Source organism: Cognatundibacterium oligocarboniphilum, assembly GCF_013377855.1.
Lineage (GTDB): Bacteria > Pseudomonadota > Gammaproteobacteria > Burkholderiales > Burkholderiaceae_D > Undibacterium > Undibacterium oligocarboniphilum.
Map to the genome: position 1 here is coordinate 44,592 of NZ_JABXYJ010000001.1, position 22,510 is coordinate 67,101.

21 protein-coding genes and 1 tRNA gene are annotated in these 22,510 nt (G+C 52.4%); 11 read left to right on the forward strand and 11 right to left on the reverse strand.

Going from position 1 to position 22,510, the window contains the following annotated elements; genetic code table 11:
* Nucleotides 1-62: 62 nt before the first annotated feature.
* From prfA to HV832_RS00225, 5 genes are all read left to right on the forward strand, one after another.
* The gene (gene prfA / locus HV832_RS00205; RefSeq protein WP_176801546.1) at nucleotides 63-1,142 is read left to right on the forward strand and encodes a peptide chain release factor 1; all 1,080 of its coding nucleotides are present in this window, start codon (nucleotides 63-65) and stop codon (nucleotides 1,140-1,142) included.
* A 97-nt stretch (nucleotides 1,143-1,239) separates the two neighbouring features.
* Entirely contained in the window at nucleotides 1,240-1,740 is a 501-nt protein-coding gene (locus HV832_RS00210) for a disulfide bond formation protein B (RefSeq protein ID WP_176801547.1), read from the forward strand.
* On the forward strand, nucleotides 1,740-2,564 hold the full coding sequence (gene prmC, locus HV832_RS00215; protein ID WP_176801548.1) for a peptide chain release factor N(5)-glutamine methyltransferase: 825 nt from the start codon (nucleotides 1,740-1,742) through the stop codon (nucleotides 2,562-2,564). Before HV832_RS00210 ends, prmC begins: the two co-directional genes overlap by 1 nt.
* Nucleotides 2,565-2,586: 22 nt before the next feature.
* Complete coding sequence (locus HV832_RS00220) at nucleotides 2,587-3,006, forward strand: GNAT family N-acetyltransferase (RefSeq protein ID WP_176801549.1); 420 nt, start codon at nucleotides 2,587-2,589, stop codon at nucleotides 3,004-3,006.
* Nucleotides 3,007-3,075: 69 nt separating this feature from the next.
* On the forward strand, nucleotides 3,076-4,686 hold the full coding sequence (locus HV832_RS00225) for an alkaline phosphatase D family protein (protein WP_176801550.1): 1,611 nt from the start codon (nucleotides 3,076-3,078) through the stop codon (nucleotides 4,684-4,686).
* Between the two features lie 183 nt (nucleotides 4,687-4,869).
* On the opposite strand, the gene HV832_RS00230 is transcribed toward HV832_RS00225, so the two are convergent.
* The 5 genes from HV832_RS00230 to HV832_RS00250 all read right to left on the reverse strand — a co-directional run bounded on the left by HV832_RS00230 (nucleotide 4,870) and on the right by HV832_RS00250 (nucleotide 9,477).
* On the reverse strand, nucleotides 4,870-5,691 hold the full coding sequence (locus tag HV832_RS00230; protein WP_176801551.1) for a penicillin-binding protein activator LpoB: 822 nt from the start codon (nucleotides 5,689-5,691) through the stop codon (nucleotides 4,870-4,872).
* Nucleotides 5,692-5,712: 21 nt separating this feature from the next.
* Nucleotides 5,713-6,327 (reverse strand): penicillin-binding protein activator LpoB, encoded by a 615-nt coding sequence (gene lpoB, locus HV832_RS00235; RefSeq protein WP_176801552.1) that lies wholly within the window; start codon nucleotides 6,325-6,327, stop codon nucleotides 5,713-5,715.
* 34 nt (nucleotides 6,328-6,361) lie between these two features.
* Nucleotides 6,362-6,760: a YcfL family putative periplasmic lipoprotein gene (locus HV832_RS00240; protein ID WP_176801553.1), complete on the reverse strand. Its 399-nt coding sequence runs from the start codon at nucleotides 6,758-6,760 to the stop codon at nucleotides 6,362-6,364.
* Between the two features lie 22 nt (nucleotides 6,761-6,782).
* On the reverse strand, nucleotides 6,783-8,324 hold the full coding sequence (locus HV832_RS00245) for a COG3014 family protein (RefSeq protein WP_176801554.1): 1,542 nt from the start codon (nucleotides 8,322-8,324) through the stop codon (nucleotides 6,783-6,785).
* A gap of 214 nt (nucleotides 8,325-8,538) precedes the next feature.
* Nucleotides 8,539-9,477 (reverse strand): alpha/beta hydrolase family protein, encoded by a 939-nt coding sequence (locus HV832_RS00250; RefSeq protein WP_176801555.1) that lies wholly within the window; start codon nucleotides 9,475-9,477, stop codon nucleotides 8,539-8,541.
* A gap of 367 nt (nucleotides 9,478-9,844) precedes the next feature.
* Between HV832_RS00250 and HV832_RS00255 the strand changes: the two genes are divergently transcribed.
* The 3 genes from HV832_RS00255 to HV832_RS00265 all read left to right on the forward strand — a co-directional run bounded on the left by HV832_RS00255 (nucleotide 9,845) and on the right by HV832_RS00265 (nucleotide 14,549).
* Entirely contained in the window at nucleotides 9,845-12,193 is a 2,349-nt protein-coding gene (locus HV832_RS00255) for a Tex family protein (protein WP_176801556.1), read from the forward strand.
* Nucleotides 12,194-12,538: 345 nt separating this feature from the next.
* Complete coding sequence (adh, locus tag HV832_RS00260; RefSeq protein ID WP_176802050.1) at nucleotides 12,539-14,059, forward strand: aldehyde dehydrogenase; 1,521 nt, start codon at nucleotides 12,539-12,541, stop codon at nucleotides 14,057-14,059.
* A gap of 94 nt (nucleotides 14,060-14,153) precedes the next feature.
* Nucleotides 14,154-14,549, forward strand: a complete 396-nt coding sequence (locus HV832_RS00265; RefSeq protein ID WP_176801557.1) for a DUF779 domain-containing protein — start codon at nucleotides 14,154-14,156, stop codon at nucleotides 14,547-14,549.
* A 24-nt stretch (nucleotides 14,550-14,573) separates the two neighbouring features.
* On the opposite strand, the gene HV832_RS00270 is transcribed toward HV832_RS00265, so the two are convergent.
* A complete protein-coding gene (locus HV832_RS00270) occupies nucleotides 14,574-16,562 on the reverse strand; it encodes a sigma-54-dependent Fis family transcriptional regulator (protein WP_317889333.1) in 1,989 nt (662 codons plus the stop codon).
* 308 nt (nucleotides 16,563-16,870) lie between these two features.
* On the opposite strand from HV832_RS00270, the gene grxD reads away from it, so the two are divergent.
* On the forward strand, nucleotides 16,871-17,182 hold the full coding sequence (grxD, locus tag HV832_RS00275; RefSeq protein ID WP_176801558.1) for a Grx4 family monothiol glutaredoxin: 312 nt from the start codon (nucleotides 16,871-16,873) through the stop codon (nucleotides 17,180-17,182).
* Between the two features lie 17 nt (nucleotides 17,183-17,199).
* Nucleotides 17,200-17,790, forward strand: coding sequence for a UbiX family flavin prenyltransferase (locus HV832_RS00280; protein WP_176801559.1), 591 nt, complete (start codon nucleotides 17,200-17,202; stop codon nucleotides 17,788-17,790).
* 67 nt (nucleotides 17,791-17,857) lie between these two features.
* Here HV832_RS00280 and HV832_RS00285 read toward each other — a convergent pair whose 3' ends face one another.
* Nucleotides 17,858-20,044, reverse strand: coding sequence for a S9 family peptidase (locus HV832_RS00285; protein WP_176801560.1), 2,187 nt, complete (start codon nucleotides 20,042-20,044; stop codon nucleotides 17,858-17,860).
* Between HV832_RS00285 and HV832_RS00290 the strand changes: the two genes are divergently transcribed.
* Nucleotides 20,010-20,279: a hypothetical protein gene (locus tag HV832_RS00290; protein ID WP_176801561.1), complete on the forward strand. Its 270-nt coding sequence runs from the start codon at nucleotides 20,010-20,012 to the stop codon at nucleotides 20,277-20,279. The two genes, HV832_RS00285 and HV832_RS00290, sit on opposite strands and share 35 nt — an antisense overlap.
* On the opposite strand, the gene HV832_RS00295 is transcribed toward HV832_RS00290, so the two are convergent.
* From HV832_RS00295 to HV832_RS00310, 4 genes are all read right to left on the reverse strand, one after another.
* A tRNA-Thr gene (locus HV832_RS00295) sits at nucleotides 20,245-20,320 on the reverse strand. The genes HV832_RS00290 and HV832_RS00295 overlap by 35 nt on opposite strands.
* Nucleotides 20,321-20,375: 55 nt before the next feature.
* A complete protein-coding gene (locus HV832_RS00300) occupies nucleotides 20,376-20,858 on the reverse strand; it encodes a ClpXP protease specificity-enhancing factor (protein ID WP_176801562.1) in 483 nt (160 codons plus the stop codon).
* Between the two features lie 115 nt (nucleotides 20,859-20,973).
* Nucleotides 20,974-21,585 carry a glutathione S-transferase N-terminal domain-containing protein gene (locus HV832_RS00305; protein WP_176801563.1) on the reverse strand — a complete coding sequence of 204 codons (612 nt, stop codon included), beginning with the start codon at nucleotides 21,583-21,585 and terminating at the stop codon, nucleotides 20,974-20,976.
* Nucleotides 21,586-21,737: 152 nt separating this feature from the next.
* A complete protein-coding gene (locus HV832_RS00310; protein ID WP_176801564.1) occupies nucleotides 21,738-22,502 on the reverse strand; it encodes a cytochrome c1 in 765 nt (254 codons plus the stop codon).
* Nucleotides 22,503-22,510 lie beyond the last annotated feature (8 nt).

Genomic DNA, 22,510 nt, shown 5'->3' on the forward strand with positions numbered 1-22,510 from the left:
TGACGGCATCCCAGGGGCGTTCCGCCATCTTCGTTTTCCAGTTTTTCTTCGATTCAAAATTTATGAAACCATCAATGCTTTCCAAGCTGGATCAGCTCGCCGAGCGCCTTGACGAAGTGAATCAGCTACTGATTCAGGAAGGCGCCACCAACGATATGGACAGTTATCGCAAGCTCAATCGAGAACATGCCGAGCTGGAACCGCTGGTCGCCTTATATCAGCGCTATCAGCAGGCGCAAAACGATATCCATGATGCACAGGAAATGCTGAACGATCCTGACATGAAAGCCATGGCACAGGAAGAAATCGAAACCGGTAAACAAACCATGCTTGATCTGGAAAGCGATTTGCAGAAAATGCTGCTGCCCAAAGACCCGAACGATGAGCGCAACATCCTGCTGGAAATCCGTGCCGGTACTGGCGGCGATGAAGCCGCGTTGTTCGCTGGAGATCTGCTGCGCATGTACACCCGCTTTGCCGAACGCAACCGCTGGCAAGTGGAAATGATGTCCGAGTCGGCCTCCGAACTGGGCGGCTATAAAGAAGTTATCGTACGCATTGCCGGATTCGGTGCCTATTCCAGACTGAAATTCGAATCTGGTGGACATCGCGTGCAGCGGGTTCCGGCCACCGAAACCCAGGGCCGGATTCACACCTCCGCCTGTACCGTTGCCGTGATGCCGGAAGCCGACGAACTGGCCGATGTCGTGATTAACAATGCCGATCTGCGCATCGATACTTTCCGCGCTTCCGGTGCCGGAGGCCAGCACATCAACAAAACCGATTCTGCCGTACGGATTACCCACCTGCCGACCGGTATCGTGGTCGAATGCCAGGATGGCCGCAGTCAGCATCAGAACAAGGCGCAGGCGATGCGGGTACTGGCCACCCGCATCATGGACGGACAATTACGCGAGAAGCAGGCCAAAGAAGCCGCGACCCGCAAAAGTCTGATCGGTTCCGGCGACCGCAGCGAACGCATCCGCACCTACAACTATCCGCAAGGACGAATGACCGATCACCGGATCAATCTGACGCTGTACAAACTCGACTTCATCATGGACGGTGATCTGGAAGAACTGACCAGCGCCCTGATCGCCGAACATCAGGCCGAATTGCTGGCGGAACTTGGCGACGAATAAACCATCCAATCAGGAGTGCCACGCTGACAGCCCATGCGCAAGTAAGCACAAAAGCGTGTAAGCTGGCATCCGCCTTTATTTTACGGACTCATTTCCCATGCCCGCTTTTCGTCCTGCTTTAATCGCCGTTTCCGTCATTTGCCTGACCTTGCTGGGTGTTGCACTGTATCTGCAAATTGTGGAGCTGATGCTGCCATGCCCTCTGTGCGTGCTGCAACGTTATGCATTTCTCTGCATCGCCCTGTTCAGCCTGATTGCGGCCTTCTTACCGCCGGCGCAGCGCCGCTATGGCATCGGCCTGGCTGCGCTGTCTGCGCTGACCGGTATAGGAATCGCGGGCAAGCATTTATATGTGCTGTCCAATCCGACGCTGTCCTGCGGTATCGATCCGCTGGAAACCGGTCTGAACAAGATATTTCTATCCGAATGGTTCCCGATCATTTTCCGCGCTGACGGTCTGTGCGAAACACCTTACCCCCCGATTCTCGGTTTATCGATTCCCGCCTGGGCCATGATCTGGTTCGTGATTTTCAGCGTGGTACTCGGCATCCTGTTTTTCTCCCGCACACGGACCAGCATTTTCGGAGAGTACCACTGATGTCAGAAACATCGTGGAGCATTGCGCAATGTGAACAGGGTTCTCCGTTGGACAAAACCGATACCCGCATACTGCTCATGCACGTGACCGGTTTCAGCAGGATACAGCTGATCACCCAATCGGCTTACGAACTCACTACCGCGCAACAGCAGCAATTTCAGGTATTGCTGCAACGCCGTGCTGCAGGAGAGCCGATTGCCTACCTGACTGGCGAACGTGAATTTTTCGGCCTGTCGTTTCAGACTTCCCCGGCGGTGCTGATTCCGCGTCCGGATACTGAGTTGCTGGTTGAGCTTGCACTGAACTATGCACCGACCGGCTCCGCCTTGCTGGATCTCGGAACCGGCTCCGGCGCGATTGCGATTGCAATTGCGCATCAGCGTGCGGATCTGCAGGTCACCGCTGCCGATATCAGCACCGCAGCGCTGGCGGTAGCACAGTCCAATGCAGAACGATTATTGCCGCCACACACATTACGGCTGCTGCACAGCAACTGGTATCAGGCACTGGGAACAGAACGCTATGCCACGATCGTCAGCAATCCGCCTTACATTGTCAAAGACGATCCGCATCTGTCGCAGGGTGATTTGCGCTTTGAACCTCTGAACGCACTGACCGATCATGGTGATGGTCTCAATGCATACCGCCACCTCATCAGCCAGGCAAACGCCCATTTGCTGCCGCAAGGCTGGTTGCTGCTGGAACATGGCTACGATCAGGCGGAAGCTGTGCGCACCTTGCTGGAGCAGCATTATTTCTCGGGAATCCAGAGCTGGCGCGACCTGGCGGGCATTGAACGGGTATCTGGCGGGCAGTTGATCTGAACATTTTTCGACAGGAGCAGTCATGTACATCTCCACTGATCCATCGGCACTGAATATCAGCCTGATCCATACGTTTCTTTCGGAATCATCTCCCTGGGCAACAGGCATTCCGCTGGAAACCGTCCAGCGCTCAATCGCCCATTCACTTTGTTTCGGCGGTTATCTGGATGGGCATCAGATCGCCTTTGCCCGGGTAGTGACCGACAAAGCGACTTTCGCCTATCTGATGGATGTCTTTGTGCTGCCGGCATTTCGCGGTTGCGGCTATAGCCGGCAGCTAATGGAAGCAATACAACAACATCCCGATCTGCAGCAGATACGCCGTTTCATTCTGGTCAGCAGCACAGCGCGCGGCCTGTATGAAAAATTTGGCTTCAAACCGTCGGAAAAACCTGAAACCTTCATGGAAATCAATCGCCCCGGCATGTATCGGTCAGGCTGATTGTCTTCATCATCCGGTCACAGTCGGCTTTTACACTGGGTATTTTCAGCATAGCTCACAGGAGATACTATGACCGGTCCGTCTTTCCCTCCACGTCGTCGCTTTTTGCGCCAGCTCGGCGCTGGTACCGGTGTCGTGATCGGCACCTCCCCACTATTGCATGCCCTGGCCGACAATACGGCTCCGGCCGTCATCACGGCGGATCGCCTGCGTCCGCAGTTGCCGTGCGGTGTCATGAGTGGCGATGTCACGCTCGACAAAGCCATCGTCTGGAGCAAAGCTGATCGCCCGTCGAAAATGTGGGTTGAGTATGCTAATAATCCGGAATGGAAAAACCCGCAGCACATGCAGGCCGTGCTGGCATTGCCTTCGAATGATTACACCGCGCGCGTTGACCTGGGTGGCCTGCCAACCGGCCAGCGCACTTATTATCGTGTCCGCTTTGAAGACCTGACACATCCGGGCAGCTTCAGCGAAACCCTGAGCGGCAGCCTGATGGTTCCCGGTGGCAGCCGCAAGAATATCCGTTTCGCATTTTCCGGCGACGAAGCCGGACAGGGGTTCGGCATCAACGAGGCCTTCGGCGGCTACCGCGTGTACGAAAGCATGCGCCGCTTCCAGCCCGATTTCTTCATCCATTCCGGTGATCAGATATATGCCGACGGCCCGATTCCGGCAGAAATCCGGCTCAGCAACGGCGATATCTGGAAAAACATCGTCACCCCGGCCAAATCCAAAGTGGCCGAAACCCTGGACGATTATCGCGGTAATTTCGCCTACAACTTCCTCGATGCCAACAAGCGCCGCTTCGCTGCAGAAGTGCCTTTCCTGGTGCAGTGGGACGACCATGAAGTGCGCAACAACTGGTATCCCGATCAGCAAATCGGCGCGGCGGAAAAACGCTACCAGCAACGCGATCTGAATACGCTGGCCAAGCATTCGCGTCGCGCGATGTTTGAATACAACCCCTTCCGTATCGATGCGAGTGACCCGGATCGCATCTACCGGCAGTTTTCCTACGGCCCGCTGCTGGAAGTGTTCATGCTGGACGAACGCAGCTACCGCGGTAAAAATTCACCAAACCTGCAGACCGATATCAATCAGGATTCCGCCTTCCTCGGCAAAGCGCAGCTGCAATGGATTAAACAAGGGCTGCTGAAATCGCGTTCCACCTGGAAAGTGATCGCCAGCGATATGCCGATCTCGCTGGTGGTTCCCGATCTGAATCCCGATGTGCCGAAAGGAACGTTCGAAGCCTGGGCCAACGGCGATCACGGCAAACCGCTCGGACGCGAACTGGAAATTGCCGATCTGCTCGGCTTCATCAAAAAGCACAACATCAAGAACGTGGTGTGGGTCACAGCCGATGTGCACTACGCTGCTGCCACTTACTACATGCCGGAAAAAGCGCAGTTCACCGATTTCAAACCATTCTGGGAATTCATCGGCGGCCCGATCAACGCCGGCACCTTCGGTCCGAATGAGGTGGACAAAACGTTCGGCCCCGATGTGCGTTACGTCAGCGTTCCGGCCGATTCCAAGCAGAATCGTCCGCCGACGGATCTGCTGCAATTCTTCGGCATCGCCGAAATCGATGCGCATACCAAGGCTATGAAGGTATCGCTACACGATATCGACGGTAAGGAATTATATAAAGTCGATATTCATCCCGAGGCCTGAGTCATTCAATAGCGCGGAGCAGACATGTCAGTCGGTGGCGACACCGGTAAGCATGTCGGGAACAACACAGGAAATCATCCAGGTAAACCCGAAAAAAAAAAAAAAAAAAAGCCAGTCTTGCGACTGGCTTTTTATATGGCGAACAAAACCGCCCGATGACTTACCCGGTATCCGTTGTACGGATCAGCGATACACGGTGACCGGTTCAGGCTGAGGCGTCACCACCGGCTGGGCATTGCCGTTACCATTGACCGGGCGAGCGTTTGCACCGCGCGGCAAGCCGAACTGCACCATCAGTTCGTTATAGGCATTGTCCGCCAGGCTGCGGGAAGTCTCTTGCATGACCTTGCCGCGGTTGAATGCTACGCGGTCGCCAGGACGGCTCAGTATCTTGGTATCGACGCCGGAACCGCTGGCACTGAAAGCGGCTTTCACTTCATAGGTCTTGGTGTTGATCAGGCTGAAATCGGCCACCAGATCGAGCGACAGGTTGGCCGTCAGCGTATTGCTGTAAGGGACCTGATTGCTTTCCTGACGGAACTGAATGCTGCTGACCGTGCCGAACAGGACATAGTCGGCGCCGGGATACATGCCTTGCTTGATGCGACCGATGATGTCGTAAATTTTTTCCATCGGTTTGCCCACATAAGGGCGTGCCTGCACCAGATGCACCGCGCCACCTTTGAGCAAGGCGCCTTTGAGATCGGACGTGTAGGTTTTCAGCTCGCCGCGATCGATATAGGTGTAGTAGCCTTCGGCTTCAAAATAATTGCTTTCGCTTTTAGCGTTAACGTTACCACGCTGGGAATAGCTGTGGTCGGTTTCGCGTTCGCTGTAGCTGCCTTTGACGCTACTCTTGCTGGATGCGGAAACGACGCGGAAATATTCGCTGACTTTTTCTTCATAAGTCAGGTCGGTCACCGCAATTTTCGGCTCAGCAGCGTATGCGCTGAAGCTGGCCAGGCTACAGGCCAGCACCGTAATCATTTTTTTTACATTCAACATCGTGCTTCCTTTGCCGGAAAATTATTTTTTGGATGTCTTGCGAATTTCTTTTTCATCCTGCCATTCAATCGAACCTTCTTCGATGTCATACAGTTTTAGTGTCATCTTGTAGAACACATCTTTGGTAGTTGCGCTCTGTTTAACGATGGAGACGATTTCACCTTCCAGCGAGTACTTGGCCGCAGTCATATTGCCGATTTTAGCTTTACCCTGTGCTTTATACAGGCCACTCTGGTTCTGGCGCTGCAGCTCGTCCACACCTTGCTGCATCTCGTCAGCACTGCGGGTGAATTTCACTTTTTTACTTTTCACCAGTGCAGTCTGAATACTGTTCATGATCGATTTGGTATCGATGTATTCACTGGTCTTGTTGCGGACACCGGCCAGTGTCAGGGTTGGACGATTGGCGAGTACCGGATCTTCCAGCAAGGAGCCGACCATTTTTTCTGCAATCATCTGCAGATCAGTCGACCCGAATTCATTAGTAACGGTTTCTACCGCTTTGTTGTCACCATAGCTGACCTGGCGTGCGAGACTGACAGTCGGTTGTGACAATTTCGTCTGACATGCTGTCAGCGAAATACCGGCTAATGCCAGCAAACAAATCATTTTGGAAAATGTTGCGATCGATTTCATAAATTATTCCTTAATATCATTCCGGGATCAGGTATCAGCGTGGTTCAGCACTTATTTCAATTTTGAAGTCATTGGCTTGCGGACCATAAGCCGTGCCTTTGATCAGCTGACTCTGACGTCCAAGTATCATCAACGGTTTCCAGACTTCGCCATCACCAACCTGCATGCCGGCGGCATCAGTCCAGCGGAAACGGTAATACACACGCACATCTTTGTCGGTCAGATTCTGCATTTCTGCCTGTACCACCATGACATCATTACGACGCTGAGAGCGCAGATCAACCACCTGTACGCCCTCCAGCGTACCGCGTACCATCAGCTTGGCCGCTATGCCCGCTGAAGACGCATTCGGAATATCGTTAGCAGCCTGAGCTGAAGTAATCCAGCAAGCAGCGAATAAAGCGCTGGCTGCGAATAAACGAGCATTTTTCATTGTTCAGTCCTTTGGGTAGCGATTAATTGGTATTTGCGGCCCCTGCAACACCGGCAGCAGCAGTAGTACCAGACTGGGCTGTGGGTTTTGCAGTTTTTGCAGCCTTTGCCGATTTGGCGGGATTTTTCTTTGATGCCGATTTGCTGTCCTGTACTGCTGTTGCAGCTTTGTCTTCGAGCTGAGCTATGGGTGTCACTGTGCCAAATTTGGCCAAGTCGCCCAGATAGGTTTTATTCTGATACAGACGCACCGGAACCACCATGTAGCGACCATCGATCGTGATCTTGTTAATTTCACCCGGACGTCCGGTGAAGTTCACGTCATAGTCACCCGGTGGCAGAAATGTACGTGCCACGAATACGCGCTCAGGCAGACTACGCCACATGCGGTCATCAGCATCGCTCTCCGTCGCCGCCACTGCGATATTGGCGGCCAGTCCGGCTAAAGCGCCGAAATTCTTGTTGATCTGATCCTGTGCAACACCCTTAACCGCAGCGCGAATCGCAGCCCGAGTGTAAATTCCCGGTAATTCATCTTTCAAGGCACGGCGAGCCATCACGTTAAAATCAGTAATCAATGCTGTCGGCAGATTCTGGTTACCAACCTGAATGATATTGATCTGCGGTGCATCCTTATCCGGATAAATGACAGGGAAGGCCAGCGACATGGTAATCAGTCCGCGCCCGGTCGGAATCGGCAGGGTCAGCTTTTTCGATTGACGCGCAGGTGAATTACCGGCTTCGACCACAAACAGCACATCGGTCACGCCTTTCTTGCGGCGGAAACTGGTACGCCGATCCAGACCTTTCAGGCCTTCTTCCAGTACCGGTAATTCAGGACGCAATTCTATTGCTTTGCGATACCCTGGCGCGGCCAGACCAGGCTCGTTAAGCGCTTCGTACACAAAGCCGGACAGATAGTGGCTGAGCGCATTCTGGTAACCGTTTTTCAGCTTCAGTACTTCCGGATCATTCAGAGTTTCAACCGGATAGCCATTCAATTCTTTATTGCCAGAGCTGACACCCTTGGCTTTGGCTTCTTCTTCCGCCGCGACGGTTTCTTTGGAGCGGAATTCCGCAATCACCGCTTCACGTTCATGGGTACGCTTGATGTCGACGCGAGCCGTATCCAGGTCACCCAGATTGATACGGTTCATCGCCATACGGATAGTCAACATTACTTTTTCATAATCCTGGCCTTCGTAATCGCGACTGGCATCGCCCATCAGGGTAGCGCCTATCTGTGCCATCAGCTTTTGAGGATTACTCTTGGCATTTTCTTCCCATTCTTTGACTTTTGTATCGGCAACATTCAAGGCATTCAGGCTGTCCTGATAACGCTTACCAATGCGCATCAACTCGCCTTTTTCCAGATTCAGCAGCAAGTCATTTTCATTTTTTCCCTGCGTCTGCGCTTCAACTTGCTGAATCGCTTCTTCGATCTGGCCTGTTTTCACAACAGCCAAAGAGTTGGCAACCTTACTGTCATGGGTAGGTGTGGTAACGCAGCCCGTGAGCACAAGTGCTGCCACCAGCGGAGTCAATGCAAAAATAGAAATGCGCATAGGTATCCTGGAGAAATAGGAAAAAGTAAGAAACGTTCTGTAGAAAAAGATTAATTGCGTGACATGAGCATGCGATTATAATTAAAGCATTACTTTTTTTCATTATAAAAAAACCACATTATTCGCAAAATTGTAACTATTTTTGAATTAATTAAGCGATCTCAAGTTTTACTCTTCATCTTTTATGCAGCATTACGGCATCGTCTTAAGGTGATCACCAGTCAAGACAAGGTTCCTGTTGCGTATAACCTGCCAGCCACCGGTCAAGCTGCCACATGAAATCCGGCAGATATCGCTGATCCTGGCTACGCAAACCGTGGTCTGCTTCATGAAAAACACAATTCCGCCATTGTCCGGGGGCAGGTCTAAGCATTTGCTGTAACTTCTGTCGAGCATCGTTAGGAATCAGGGGGTCAGCGTCGCCAAATGCCCACAAGACGGGGCCTTTCCACATGCGCAGGTTCTCCAGATGATTTATTGACTGGATTTCTGCCCAATAACGCCAGCTACGACCATGTATCAAGCTGCGGTCAGGGTTTTCGGGCATTGTCGCCAATGCTGCCTGCAATTGTTCCCATCCTGCATGCATATGTGGATACGACTGTGCCAGTGCCTGATAAGTCCCCATTGCGCTGTCGCCACTATGAGCAAGCAAAACCAGATGGGTGACAGAAGGAATCGATAGCGCCAGCACCGGTGCCAACTCTGCACCTTCTGAAATTCCCATCAGTATCACTCGTGGTGGCATTACGTGATTTTCGGCAAGCTGAAAACGGATGAACTCCAGCTGATCCGCTTGCCAGCGACTGAAATGATCATCCCGCACAAAATCTTCACTGCAGCTGGCACCATCATCCTGTGCTGCAACATGCCGTTTCTGTAACAACCAAATCCGGCTGCGACCAGATTCACCGTCCAGTCCGCGAAAATAATCCAGCAAATAGCGTCCCATACTCGCACAGCCTGAGCCTCCTACTACAAAGAACCAGTTTTCCCGCTGTGCATTCACATGTTCCTGTTGCACCACATCGGAATGTGCCTGTGACAGTAAGGTCGGATTCATCGTGGTCTGCGCCTGCTTTTCCAGATAAAAATAGACCGAATCAGTCCCATCGGCAAAATGGAAACGCAAACTGTCTCCGGCTTGTGCCATACAAACCGGCATCACGCCACAAACTAATAAACCGAAACAACGATGCAGGCAACGTATATAGAAGGCGGATAAATTGAACATCAATCCCGGAAACTCCCGTTCAGTTAACACAAAATGGACATGCAGACGATCCCCAATCCATCAGCATTTTGAAAAGACGATATCCGCCGCACAGACTTGGGGACGGGGCGAATACTTTCTGTCCTCCCGTTATCACCGGCAAACTGGAATGCAGTGCCAATATTGCATGTACGATAATGCGCAGAGGTTCTACCCCCTGCCAGTCTGGCTGTCAAGACTGGCGCAAAGTCCCAAATTGCGTATCATCAGCGCCTTCATTGCTTTTTTATGTCTGGATTCTGAATTTATGCTGCCTTCGATTGAACAAAGACTTGCCGTAGAACTCGCCGCCAAACCGGTACAGGTAGCGGCGGCTGTCGCCCTGCTGGATGAAGGCGCGACCGTGCCATTCATCGCCCGTTACCGTAAAGAAGTGACCGGCGGCCTCGATGACACGCAATTACGTCTGCTCGAAGAACGTCTGCGTTATCTGCGCGAACTCGAAGACCGCCGTGCTGCGATCATCGCCTCGATTGATGAACAAGGTAAGATGACACCGGCATTGCTTGATGCGATTACCCACGCCGAAGACAAAACCCGTCTCGAAGATTTGTATTTACCGTACAAACCGAAACGCCGCACCAAAGCGCAGATCGCCGTCGAAGCAGGTTTGCTGCCACTGGCCGATGCCTTGCTGGCCGATCCGATGCTGACGCCGGAAACCGAAGCGGCTCAATATCTGAAACCCGCCTTCAGCACCGACAACGGCGACAACCCCGGCGTGCCCGATACCAAGGCCGCACTCGATGGCGCGCGTCAGATTCTGATGGAACGCTTTGCCGAAGATGCGAGCCTGTTGCAAGCGCTGCGCGAATATCTGAACGACCACGGCATCGTCGAATCCAAAGTCGTGGCAGGCAAAGAAGATGCTGGCGAAAAATTTGCTGATTATTTCGATTACTCAGAGACCCTGGGCACGATTCCATCGCATCGCGCGCTGGCCTTGTTCCGTGGTCGCCGCGAAGAAATGCTGACCGTCACTTTGCGCCTCGACAGCGAAGAAGAAAAGCCAAAATGGGATGCGCCGCTGAACCCGTGTGAGAGCCGCATCGCCGCACGTTTTGGCGTCAGTCAGAAAGACCGCCCGGCCGATCAATGGCTGGCCGACACCGTGCGCTGGGCATGGCGCGTCAAAGTGTTCATGCATCTGGAAACCGAACTCATGGGCAAGCTGCGTGAACATGCGGAAATTGAGGCAATCAATGTTTTTGCCCGTAATCTGAAAGACTTATTACTGGCAGCGCCAGCCGGGCCGCGCGCCACCATGGGTCTAGATCCAGGCTTGCGTACCGGCGTGAAGGTGGCGATTGTCGATGCGACTGGCAAGGTGATGGAACACGCCACAATTTACCCGCATCAGCCACGTAATGACTGGGACGGTTCGCTGCATACGCTGGCCAAGCTCGCTGAAAAATATCAGGTATCGTTAATCTCGATTGGTAACGGCACCGCCTCGCGCGAAACCGACAAACTGGCGCAGGATTTAATCAAACTCAAACCAGAACTCAAGCTGACCAAAATCGTCGTCTCCGAAGCCGGTGCATCGGTATATTCCGCGTCTGAATTCGCGTCCAAAGAATTGCCGGATCTGGATGTGTCCATCCGTGGTGCGGTGTCGATTGCACGTCGCCTGCAAGACCCGCTGGCGGAGCTGGTGAAGATCGATCCGAAATCCATCGGTGTTGGCCAGTATCAGCATGATGTCAGCCAGACCCAGCTCGCACGTTCGCTTGATGCGGTGGTGGAAGACTGCGTGAATGCGGTCGGCGTGGATGTGAATACCGCCTCTGCGCCTTTGCTGGCGCGAGTGTCCGGCTTGTCTGCCAGCGTCGCGCAAAGCATCGTCAATTTCCGCGATGCCAAAGGCATGTTCAGCTCCCGTGCCGATCTGCGCGCAGTGCCGCGCCTCGGTGACAAAACCTTTGAACAAGCCGCCGGCTTTTTGCGCGTGATGAACGGCAGCAATCCACTCGATGCGTCGGCAGTTCACCCGGAATCGTATCCGCTGGTCGAAAAAATTCTGGCCGATATCAAGAAAGATGTGAAAGGCGTGATCGGCGACAGCGGCTTGCTGAAATCGCTGAACCCGGCCAAGTATGCTGATGAAAAATTCGGTGTGCCGACCATCACCGACATCATCAAAGAGCTGGAAAAACCAGGCCGCGATCCGCGCCCTGAATTCACCACCGCCACCTTTAAAGACGGCGTGGAAGACATCAAAGATTTGCAGCCCGATATGATTTTAGAAGGCGTCGTCACCAACGTCGCCGCGTTTGGCGCATTCGTCGATATCGGCGTGCATCAGGATGGTCTGGTACACATTTCCGCGTTATCCAACACCTTTGTCAAAGACCCGCACACCGTCGTCAAAGCTGGTCAGGTGGTCAAAGTCAAAGTCATGGAAGTCGACGTCAAACGCCAGCGTATCGCCCTCACCATGCGCCTGACCGACAGCGCCCCGCAAGCCGGCAACAAACCGGAACAACGCGCCGACCGGCAGGATGCGAAACGCCTGCAACAGCATCAGTCACGGATTCAGGCCAGCGCTCCGGCGAATAATGCGATGGCGGCTGCCTTCGCGAAATTACGCGGCTGATCCGGAACGCTCGCCGTACATTACCAGCGAGAAATTTTGCTGGCATGACCAACGCAGGTGACTATCTGGTTACCTGCGTTTTTTATTGTCGGCGACTGTTCCAATTTGCCACACTGCGTTGTTCCCTGTGACAGGATACAACATCTGCCAGCACACTCCTGCCACCTCTCCGCCAGTCAGCCCAGATCAGCCAAAACCCTGAATCCACAAGCCCTGCAACGATATCGCAATCATCCTGAAACATCGTTTCACGGACTGGCACAGCGCTTGCTCAAACAGAATCGTGCAACAGCTTTTCTGGGTTCCACAACATCCTACAAAACACATTTCTGGAGACGACACATCATGAACATGGCAGACATCAGCAAACTCGGGATCAGCAATCCATTCAAGAACCGCTACGATAATTTCATCGGCGGTCAATTCGTTGCTCCGGTTGGGGGTGCCTATTTTGAAAACATCAGCCCCGTCATCGGCAAAACATTTTGCGAAATCGCCCGTTCCACGGCAGAAGACATCGAGCTGGCATTGGATGCCGCCCATGCCGCCAAGACGGCCTGGGGCAAAACCTCCCCTGCTGAACGCGCCGGCATTCTGAACAAGATCGCCGATCGCATGGAAGCGAATCTGACGCTGCTGGCGACCGCAGAAACGCTGGACAATGGCAAGCCGATCCGCGAAACGATGGCAGCCGATATTCCGCTGGCGATTGATCATTTCCGTTATTTTGCGGGATGCATCCGCGCTCAGGAAGGTACCGTGGCGCAGATTGATGCCGAAACTTATGCTTACCATTTTCATGAGCCGTTGGGTGTGGTCGGCCAGATCATTCCGTGGAATTTCCCGATTCTGATGGCTGTCTGGAAAGTCGCGCCAGCGCTCGCTGCAGGAAACTGCATTGTTCTGAAACCGGCAGAGCAGACTCCTGCTTCCATCATGGTGCTGATTGAGCTGATTCAGGATCTGCTGCCGCCAGGCGTACTGAATGTCGTCAATGGTTTTGGTCTGGAAGCCGGTAAGCCACTCGCTTCCAGCAAGCGGATTGCGAAGATTGCCTTCACAGGTGAAACTGGCACTGGCCGCCTGATCATGCAGTACGCCTCTCAGAATCTGATTCCGGTGACACTGGAACTCGGCGGCAAGTCACCAAATATCTTTTTTGAAGACGTCATGGATAAAGATGATGCGTTCTTCGACAAGTGTCTGGAAGGTTTCGCTATGTTTGCCCTGAATCAGGGTGAAGTCTGCACCTGCCCTTCCCGCGTGCTGATTCAGGAATCGATTTATGAGCGTTTTATTGAACGTGCGATTGCCCGGGTCGCCGCCATCAAACAAGGCAGTCCGCTCGACAGCAGCACCATGATCGGGGCCCAGGCATCGCAGGAACAGCTGGAAAAAATCCTGTCCTATCTCGATATCGGCAAACAGGAAGGCGCGGAACTGCTGCTCGGCGGCGCACGCAAGCAGCATGAAGGTGATCTGGCCACTGGTTACTATGTTCAGCCGACCATCTTCAAAGGCCATAACAAGATGCGGATTTTTCAGGAAGAGATCTTCGGCCCGGTGGTTTCGGTCACAACATTCAAGGATGAAGCCGAAGCACTTGCGATTGCCAATGACACCCTGTACGGCCTCGGGGCGGGTGTCTGGACACGCGATGGCTCACGTGCATTCCGCGTCGGGCGCGGCATCCAGGCAGGTCGCGTCTGGACCAATTGCTACCATCTGTATCCGGCGCATGCCGCATTCGGCGGTTACAAGCAATCCGGTATCGGGCGCGAAACGCACAAGATGATGCTGGATCACTATCAGCAAACCAAGAATCTGCTGGTCAGCTACAGCCCGAATGCACTCGGTTTCTTCTGATGTCCTCCGTTTGACCCCTTGATGTATCAGTGCTTTACCGGAGCCGTCCGATGTCACGCATCGGATATGCTCCGGTTTTTTTCAGGAAATCATCATGGCAACTTCAGACATTCAACGGGTGCTGGCGACGGATACAGCGCTGGCGTTTCTCGGGCAGCTGCAACGTCGTCACGGCGCGCTGCTGTTTTTTCAGTCAGGCGGCTGTTGTGACGGCAGCTCACCGCTGTGCTATGCACAGGGCGACTTCCAGATCAGCGATACCGATGTCTATCTGGGACAAATCGGCGAAGTGCCCTTTTACATGGGACAGGAACAGTTTGCTTACTGGCAGCATACCCAGCTCATCATTGATGTAGTGGATGGCATGGGTGGCATGTTTTCTCTGGATAACGGGACAGGGAAACGGTTTCTGACCCGCTCGCACCTGTTTACGGACGAGGAAAATGCGCAGCTCGAACAGCAAGGGCTGCCGGTCCGTCCGTCATCCTGAGCACAGGACGGCAGGACGCAAACGTCAGTTTTGTATTTTCCGGTAAATGGTGTTGCGCGAAACGCCCAGGGTCCGCGCAGCAGCCGATACATTACCCTGATGCGCAGCCAGGGTTTTCCTGATCACTTCCGATTCGATGGCTTCCATCGTCGCTGGATGGCGTGTTTCCTCAGCCAGCCCCGTCGCCGGATCAGCAGCCTGTGCCAGCCGGACACGGGCATCCTCCAGAAAGTCATCCGGTAAATGCTCCTGACGGATCACGTGGTCTTCACCGGTCATCAGGATCGCCGTGCGCAACAGATTATTGAGTTGCCTGAAATTACCAGGCCAGGAATGATGGCGAAACAACGCCATCACCTCAGGATCAACGGTATATACTTGCTCCAGCGCCTCGTTTTCATGCTGCAGAATTCGCTGCACCACGATATCCAGGTCTGTGCGCTCGCGTAAAGCAGGCAAACGCACAACCAGTCCATTCAGCCGGTAATACAGATCATCCCTGAATTCAGCGCGGGCAATCATGTCGCGCAACTGACGGTTCGTGGCGCAAATGAGGTCGATGTTGACCGGGATGGATTTGGTCCCGCCCAGCGGGGTCACCATCCGGTCCTGCAGCACACGCAACAGCCGAGCCTGCAAATGTAAAGGCATATCTCCGATTTCATCGAGAAAAAGCGTGCCGCCGTTCGCCTGTAAAATTTTGCCGGTATTACCTTTTTTTCTGGCACCGGTAAACGCACCGTCTTCATAGCCAAACAACTCCGACTCGATTAACGACTCCGGAATCGACGCACAGTTCAGTGCGATAAACGGCGCCGCATGACGGGGCGAATCATTATGAATTGCCTGGGCCAGTAATTCTTTTCCAGTGCCGGTTTCGCCGGTGATCAATATCGAAATACCGCGGCCAATCACTTTTCTGAGTTTTGCAATCGTTGCCGCCAGTTGCGGGTCACCCGTATTGAGCATGTTCAGATCAGACAGCGGCATCCGCCCCGTCCGTTCCTTGTGTACTGGCATCGCAGCCCTGTCATGCGTACTGGCAGCCCGTGTCTGCTGCGAGGCATGATGGAACGATGAACCTGCCAGATGCATGTCGCTGCATTTGGCAAATACCCTGACACCGTTCGGCAGGCACAGACGCAACAGGCCAGGCGCAGCTGTCCGGTAATGATCCATCAGCGATGAGATAGGCAAGCCAAACAGGGAACTGAACGTATGCGTCTGCATGGCCGCAGGGCTTAGTCCAAACTGAAACAGACCACTGCGGCTGGCGCAGAGAACGCGGCCGTCCGGCGTGAAGCAGACCATTCCCTCCATCAGCGTTCCCAGGAATTCGGGACGGCTGTGGAAGTGCAGCTTCAGGGCATCCGGATAAGTCGCTGCCATCAGCTGGTTCTCGATCATCTGCGCCGACATCCGCACCAACGCCAGCGTGTGGCGGTGAAAATGATGCTGATCGCCAGTCACATCCAGCACTCCCAGCATTTTTCCCTGCCCATCAAAAATCGGCGAGGCGGAACAAGTCAGAAAATTATTGGCCAGCAGATAATGCTGATCCGCATGCACGATGGTCGGGCTTTGCCCGGCAATGGCAGTGCCGATGGCATTGGTGCCCTTGCTTTGCTCCGACCACAATACGCCCGGGCTCAATGCCACCCGGTCTGCCTTGGCCAGAAAATCCGCATCGCCCAACGTATGCAGGATGCAGCCCTGAGTATCCGTGAGCACCACCATGTGATGCGTGTTGATGATCTGCTCATACAGCGTCTCCATCACCGGCACCGCATGGCTGTGCAGGATATGATTGCGTTCGAGAACGCCGGACAGTTCGGTACGGCTCAATGGATCGTAATCGGGGGCTGCGCTTCGCGCTACACCATAGGCAGCTGAACGTTCATGGGCCAGTACAATCACATTCCAGTCATCCATGCCAGCAACAGCAGATGAAAAATGTCCCTGATAAGCGTTGCCCGCACTGCCCGGCGTGGTCGTGTTCACCAGTTCATGCATGGTTGTCTCCTTATGCAATTCTGCCCCTTATGCCAGGGCTTCGATTGAACGATGACTGTAACACTGTTCGCCCAGTCACAAATTAATTTGCATAATTTTTCCCAGTGATTCTGCCCCAGGATAAACAAACATGAATGCAGGTTGTTTCCGAAGATTTTTATGTTTTTTTTATTTTTACCATCTGGCAACTGGCTTTCCTGATTCCCCAGCACACCGAGATCACGCTGCCTGATCTTACATCAAGGCAGGTATGCATAAAATCTGGGATAATGACTGATTCGATTTATCAGGAAATAAAGGATATTGCCATGAGTGACGTTCAAAGCTGGATCAAAGAAACCGTAACGCAAAACCCTGTCGTCTTGTTTATGAAGGGTACAGCGCAATTCCCGCAATGCGGTTTTTCGGGTCGCGCAGTACAAGTGCTCAAAGCATGCGGCGTGCAGAATCTGGTGACCATCAACGTACTGGAAGATGCCGAAGTTCGCCAGGGGATTAAGGATTTTTCCAACTGGCCGACGATTCCACAACTGTATGTCAAGGGCGAATTTATCGGCGGCTCCGATATCATGAATGAAATGTTTGAAAGCGGCGAATTGCAGACGCTGCTGAAAGACTGACCACAACAAGGTAACAGATGTCAGCCAGTATTGCGCCTCAGCGTCTGATCATTGCCGTCACCGGTGCCACCGGTGCTGTGTATGGTGTGCGCTTGCTGGAAGTGCTGCATAGCCTGTCGCAAGTGGAAACACATCTGCTGATTTCCGAAGCCGGGCTCTTAAATCTGCGACAGGAACTGGATCTGAGCCGTAAAGAGGTCGAGGCGCTGGCAGATGTGGTTCATCATGTCAAAAATGTCGGCGCCAGCATTGCAAGCGGGTCTTTTCAGTCGGATGGCATGATCATTGCCCCATGCTCCATGAAAACCCTGGCAGCCATTGCGCATGGGCTCTCAGACAACCTGATTACCCGTGCGGCAGATGTGGTGCTGAAAGAGCGTCGCCGGCTGGTGCTGATGGTGCGCGAAACACCGTTCAATCTGGCTCATCTGCGCAATATGACGGCAGTCACCGAAATGGGCGGCATCATCTTTCCGCCGCTTCCCGGTTTTTACCATCGTCCGCAGTCAATTGCCGACATGGTCGATCACACTACCGGAAGGGTACTCGACCTGTTTAACATTCCTCACGCACTCACGCCTCGCTGGCAAGGTCTGGGCGAGAAATAAGCGCTCTTTGATCCAGGCAATTACACCCGACAGGCGTTTCCGCATCCTGTCGGACTTAACAAACAACTTACAGATTATTTTTCAAAAACTCCCAACGCGCTTTTTGCAGTGACCAGATCATTGCATCGCCACGCGGGCCATGTCCCTGACCCGGATAGAGCTGCAGACTGTAATCCTTACCGGCCTTGATCAGCTCATCAATCAGCATCACCGTATTCTGAGGATGCACATTGTCGTCCATCGTACCATGCATGATGAGGATTTTACCATGCAGATTCCCCGCTGCTTTCAACACGCTGCCCCGGTCATAGCCATCGGGATTTTCCTGCGGCAATCCCATATACCGTTCGGTATATACGCTGTCGTATAAACGCCAGTCTGTTACGGGAGCGCCGACAAAGCCGATTTTCCACGCTTGGCTGTGGGTCATGCCGTAGGACGTGAAATAACCACCAAAACTCCATCCATCCAGCGCAATCCGCTCCATATCAGCCCAGCCCTGCCGACGTAGCCATTCCAGACCATCGAGTTGATCCTGCAATTCCAGCTGCCCCAGTTTTTTATGAATCGGCCAGGCGCTGGCGACACCTTTATTACTGGCGCTGCGGTTGTCCAGTATCCAGACGATATATCCCTGTTGTGCCAGGAAGTGGTAATACAGGTTATGGCTCCAGCGATCATTCACCTGCGATGCCATAGGGCCGGCATAAAGATGGTGAAAGACCGGATATTTTTTCTTCGGATCAAAGTCAGGCGGCAGGAATAGCAGGCTTTCCAGCGGAAATCCGTCACGCGCCTGAATCTGCTGTTGAATGACCTGTGCTAATTGCAGACCTTTCATTTTTTCCGGCAAGCCAGGGTCATCAATCAGTTTCAGCTGTTGTCCCGAAGCGCTGAACAATGCCTGTTTTGGTGTCTGTTTCAGACTACTCCAGGTGTCAAGGAATTGCGTCATCGTTTTGTTCCACTGAACCTGATGCGTACCAGATTCGGCAGTCAAACGCTGTAAATGGCTGCCGTCCACATTCACGGCATACACATCATTGCCGATAGGGTTACGTTCATTCGCAGAAAACAGGATGCGGTTACCGGTCTCGTCAATGCCATACACCTGACGGACATCCCAATTGCCACTGGTGACCGTTTTCACCAACTGATAATTTTTATCGTAGTGATACAGATGCCGGTGCCCGGAGCGATCGGATTCCCATAAGAAGCTGCCATCTTTAAAAAAGATCGGGAAAGGCAAACGCTCAGTCCATGCCGGGCTCGTTTCCCTGACAATGACTTTGCTTGCACTGGAAAAGGCATCATACAAACGCAGATCCAGCCAGGTCTGGACACGATCTTGCCAGGCTGCCAGCAGATGCCCATCGGGCGTCCATCCGATCTGAACCAGCAAGGTTTCCTGATCAGGATAAGGATTCTGAGTCCATGATAACTGACCGTTTTTATCGATGATACCCAGCTTGACGATTGGATTCGGATCACCCGCTTTCGGATAACGGGTACGCTCTGTTTTTGCCGGCTGGGCATAATCGCCACTCAGGGTATATAGCGGAACCCTGGTTTCATCAAAATTCAGGAACGCCAGTTTCTGGGAATCCGGCGACCACCAGAAAGCGTGTAATTTACCCCGTCCATAAATTTCCTCCATATATACCCAGTCCAGACGGCCATTCAGATTCGTTTCACTGCCATCCAGAGTCAGACGTTTTTCTGTCGCGCTGGCGACATCCGTCACATACAGATCATTCCCTTTTAAATAAGCCACTGTTTTTGCATCAGGAGACAGCAGCGCCTCATCTTTATTCTGATCCGGCGTATGCGTCAGCTCTTTTGCCTGGGCAGATTTCAGGTCCAGCAACCATAAATCATTCCGGTAACTGAACAAGTAAGCATACAACCCTGGCTGAATCTGCCCCCCCAGCATTTCTGCCAGGCGACGCGCTTCCTTTTCCTCTATCTTTGCCGATGTGAGAATCCGCAAAAGATTACCATCCACAGGCAGGGCCTGTTTTTTCCATGTTTCTGGTGTGACTTCCGACAAACGGACGATGCCATCCTGTAGTTGCGATTCGATTAACCGATTTTGCTGATCCCAGAATAAACGGGTCAGCGGTTTACTTTCAAAACGCTCCTTCTGCGTTGGGTGATACAGCATTTCCAGACTCAGTTTCCCGTCACTGGCCAATGTCCCTCCCGCCTGAAATAACGAAATGACCAGCACTCCCCATCCGATGATTTTTTTCATTCGTAACCCTCTGTGTTTTTGTTATCCGTTGCAACGAAGCCGTCTGACCATTGCAGACAAAGCCTATGACCCGTCTCGCAATTATCAGTTCATTGATTTTCAGTACAGAAGTACCGGAGAGGAGGGCATGCTAAATGGTGTTTGTCATGGAGAAGAACAAAAGAAAAAACCCACCGTTATTGCTAACGATGGGTTTTTATTGGTGCCGGCTGCCGGAATCGAACTGGCTACCTGATGATTACAAGTCAACTGCTCTACCAAGTGAGCTAAGCCGGCGAAAATTTTTTCAGTTATGCGAAACACGCGCATTCCCGAAGACCAAGATTATAGGCTACTTTATTATTTTTAGCGAGGGTTTTTCTGATTTTTTTTCTGTTTTTTTGTGATCCCCGGCAACGGACGGACTTTCATTCACTTCGGCCTGTGTGCTCACGGCAGCGAGACCAATTTTCTTTGCGGATGTATCCTGAACTGCTTCCGGAGGCTCTGACAAGGTCTGCGATAAATCCACTTCAAATGCCATACCCTGACCATTTTCACTCGCATAGATCGCAATCACATTGGCAACAGGAACATAGATGTCGCGTGAAACCCCGCCAAACCGTGCTTTGAAAGTCACTGCATCATTATCCATTTTCAAGCCACTGGTCGCGCCAAAACTGATGTTCAGGACAATTTCGCCATTCCGGACAAATTCCATCGGGACTTGGGCGGCACCGGCGGCTTTCACCGCCATATACGGCGTATAACCGTTATCTGTACACCATTCATAGATGGCGCGCATGAAATAAGGCTTGGTAGAGGTTGCTTCCATATTGGCTTCCCGGACAAAACGACAAAGTTAAGAATAGATCGGTCAAACAAAAACAACAAGGCTGACTTACGGGAAGTCAGCCTTGCAGTACATCTGAATCAATGCAATGCGCGATTTAACGGCGCATGACTTTTTCCGATGGTGTCAATGCCTCAATATACGCAGGACGGGAAAAAATCCGCTCCGCATATTTCATGATCGGCGCAGCTGTTTTTGACAGTTCAATGCCGTAATGATCCAGACGCCATAACAACGGCGCCACGGCAACATCCAGCATAGAAAACTCATCACCCAGCATATATTTGTTTTTCACAAATAAAGGAGCGAGCTGAGTCAGACGATCGCGAATTTCTGCACGTGCCTTATCCTGCACCTTGGCGGAGCTGGAGCTTTTGTCATTTTCCAGTGTATGAACGTGTACAAATAATTCTTTTTCAAAGTTAAACAGCATTAACCGCGCACGGGCACGCTGCAGCGGGTCAGCCGGCATCAGTTGCGGATGCGGAAAACGCTCATCAATATATTCATTGATGATATTGGATTCATACAAAATCAATTCACGCTCAACCAGAATCGGTACCTGTCCATAGGGATTCATGGTCGAGATATCTTCTGGTTTATTGAATAAATCAACATCGCGGATTTCAAAATCCATACCTTTTTCGAACAGCACCAGGCGGCAACGTTGAGAAAATGGACAGGTTGTACCCGAATAGAGAACCATCATTTTTATAGTTCCTTAGAAACAATCAGGGCGAGGAGCCAATTTTGCGCGCCTCACCCCAGGGATTACTCGTCCGTTTACGACGGAAAGAAACGGACGATCTTAAAAATTCCTGTTGCGTTTATCAAAGACAGAACACAACAGGAAACAATGCGTTATTTTACTTCTTTCCAGAAAGATGCATTCAAACGCCAGGCCAAAGTTGCCAGTCCGGCCATAAAGATCAGAACCACGACGCCAAGACGTTTACGGGTATTCTGAGCTGGCTCGCCCATCCACTGCAGATAAGCAACCAGATCACCAACAGCGTTGTCATATTCAGCGGCAGTCATGCTGCCCGCAGTAACTTTTTCAAAGCCATCGAACTGGTGAACCGATTTGGACTCGTCGTGCGGATCTTTCTTTTCAACGAATTTGGCATTCCGCACACCTTGCAACTGCCACAAAACATGCGGCATCCCGACATTTGGAAATACCAGGTTATTCCAACCAGTTGGCCGTGAATCATCCTTGTAATAAGTACGCAGATAAGTATACAACCAGTCAGCACCGGAACCAGCCTCAGATGCTTTTGCCCGTGCGATTACCGACAGATCGGGAGGAACCGCACCAAACCAGGCCTTAGCATCTTTTGGAGACATGGTGTTCTTCATCAGATCACCGACCTTTTCCCCTGTGAACAACAGGTTCTGTTTGATCTGATCCTCAGTCAGTCCGATATCTCTCAGGCGGTTGTAACGCATGGCGGATGCAGAGTGACAATTCAGGCAATAATTGACGAACAATTTTGCGCCATTCTGCAAAGCGGCCATATCCGTCGTCCGGTCTGGGGCGTGGTCCAGTGGGAAGGTGCCTCCGCTTGCCAACGCGAGAGCAGGAACCAAGGATGCAGCGGCAATCAGTTTTTTCAGTAATTTCATACTTATTC

What these genes read in the sequence shown, in the direction of transcription:
- HV832_RS00250 (WP_176801555.1), bottom strand. Translation starts at nt 9,477, where the DNA reads ATGGCACAAGCCGGAGACAGTTTGCGTTTCCATTTTGCCGATGGGACT.
- HV832_RS00310 (WP_176801564.1), bottom strand. Translation starts at nt 22,502, where the DNA reads ATGAAATTACTGAAAAAACTGATTGCCGCTGCATCCTTGGTTCCTGCT.
- HV832_RS00230 (WP_176801551.1), bottom strand. Translation starts at nt 5,691, where the DNA reads ATGTTGAATGTAAAAAAAATGATTACGGTGCTGGCCTGTAGCCTGGCC.
- HV832_RS00255 (WP_176801556.1), top strand. Translation starts at nt 9,845, where the DNA reads ATGCTGCCTTCGATTGAACAAAGACTTGCCGTAGAACTCGCCGCCAAA.
- prmC (WP_176801548.1), top strand. Translation starts at nt 1,740, where the DNA reads ATGTCAGAAACATCGTGGAGCATTGCGCAATGTGAACAGGGTTCTCCG.
- HV832_RS00285 (WP_176801560.1), bottom strand. Translation starts at nt 20,044, where the DNA reads ATGAAAAAAATCATCGGATGGGGAGTGCTGGTCATTTCGTTATTTCAG.
- HV832_RS00240 (WP_176801553.1), bottom strand. Translation starts at nt 6,760, where the DNA reads ATGAAAAATGCTCGTTTATTCGCAGCCAGCGCTTTATTCGCTGCTTGC.
- adh (WP_176802050.1), top strand. Translation starts at nt 12,539, where the DNA reads ATGAACATGGCAGACATCAGCAAACTCGGGATCAGCAATCCATTCAAG.
- prfA (WP_176801546.1), top strand. Translation starts at nt 63, where the DNA reads ATGAAACCATCAATGCTTTCCAAGCTGGATCAGCTCGCCGAGCGCCTT.
- lpoB (WP_176801552.1), bottom strand. Translation starts at nt 6,327, where the DNA reads ATGAAATCGATCGCAACATTTTCCAAAATGATTTGTTTGCTGGCATTA.
- HV832_RS00210 (WP_176801547.1), top strand. Translation starts at nt 1,240, where the DNA reads ATGCCCGCTTTTCGTCCTGCTTTAATCGCCGTTTCCGTCATTTGCCTG.
- HV832_RS00270 (WP_317889333.1), bottom strand. Translation starts at nt 16,562, where the DNA reads ATGCATGAACTGGTGAACACGACCACGCCGGGCAGTGCGGGCAACGCT.
- HV832_RS00225 (WP_176801550.1), top strand. Translation starts at nt 3,076, where the DNA reads ATGACCGGTCCGTCTTTCCCTCCACGTCGTCGCTTTTTGCGCCAGCTC.
- grxD (WP_176801558.1), top strand. Translation starts at nt 16,871, where the DNA reads ATGAGTGACGTTCAAAGCTGGATCAAAGAAACCGTAACGCAAAACCCT.
- HV832_RS00290 (WP_176801561.1), top strand. Translation starts at nt 20,010, where the DNA reads ATGACCAGCACTCCCCATCCGATGATTTTTTTCATTCGTAACCCTCTG.
- HV832_RS00300 (WP_176801562.1), bottom strand. Translation starts at nt 20,858, where the DNA reads ATGGAAGCAACCTCTACCAAGCCTTATTTCATGCGCGCCATCTATGAA.
- HV832_RS00265 (WP_176801557.1), top strand. Translation starts at nt 14,154, where the DNA reads ATGGCAACTTCAGACATTCAACGGGTGCTGGCGACGGATACAGCGCTG.
- HV832_RS00305 (WP_176801563.1), bottom strand. Translation starts at nt 21,585, where the DNA reads ATGATGGTTCTCTATTCGGGTACAACCTGTCCATTTTCTCAACGTTGC.
- HV832_RS00245 (WP_176801554.1), bottom strand. Translation starts at nt 8,324, where the DNA reads ATGCGCATTTCTATTTTTGCATTGACTCCGCTGGTGGCAGCACTTGTG.
- HV832_RS00220 (WP_176801549.1), top strand. Translation starts at nt 2,587, where the DNA reads ATGTACATCTCCACTGATCCATCGGCACTGAATATCAGCCTGATCCAT.
- HV832_RS00280 (WP_176801559.1), top strand. Translation starts at nt 17,200, where the DNA reads ATGTCAGCCAGTATTGCGCCTCAGCGTCTGATCATTGCCGTCACCGGT.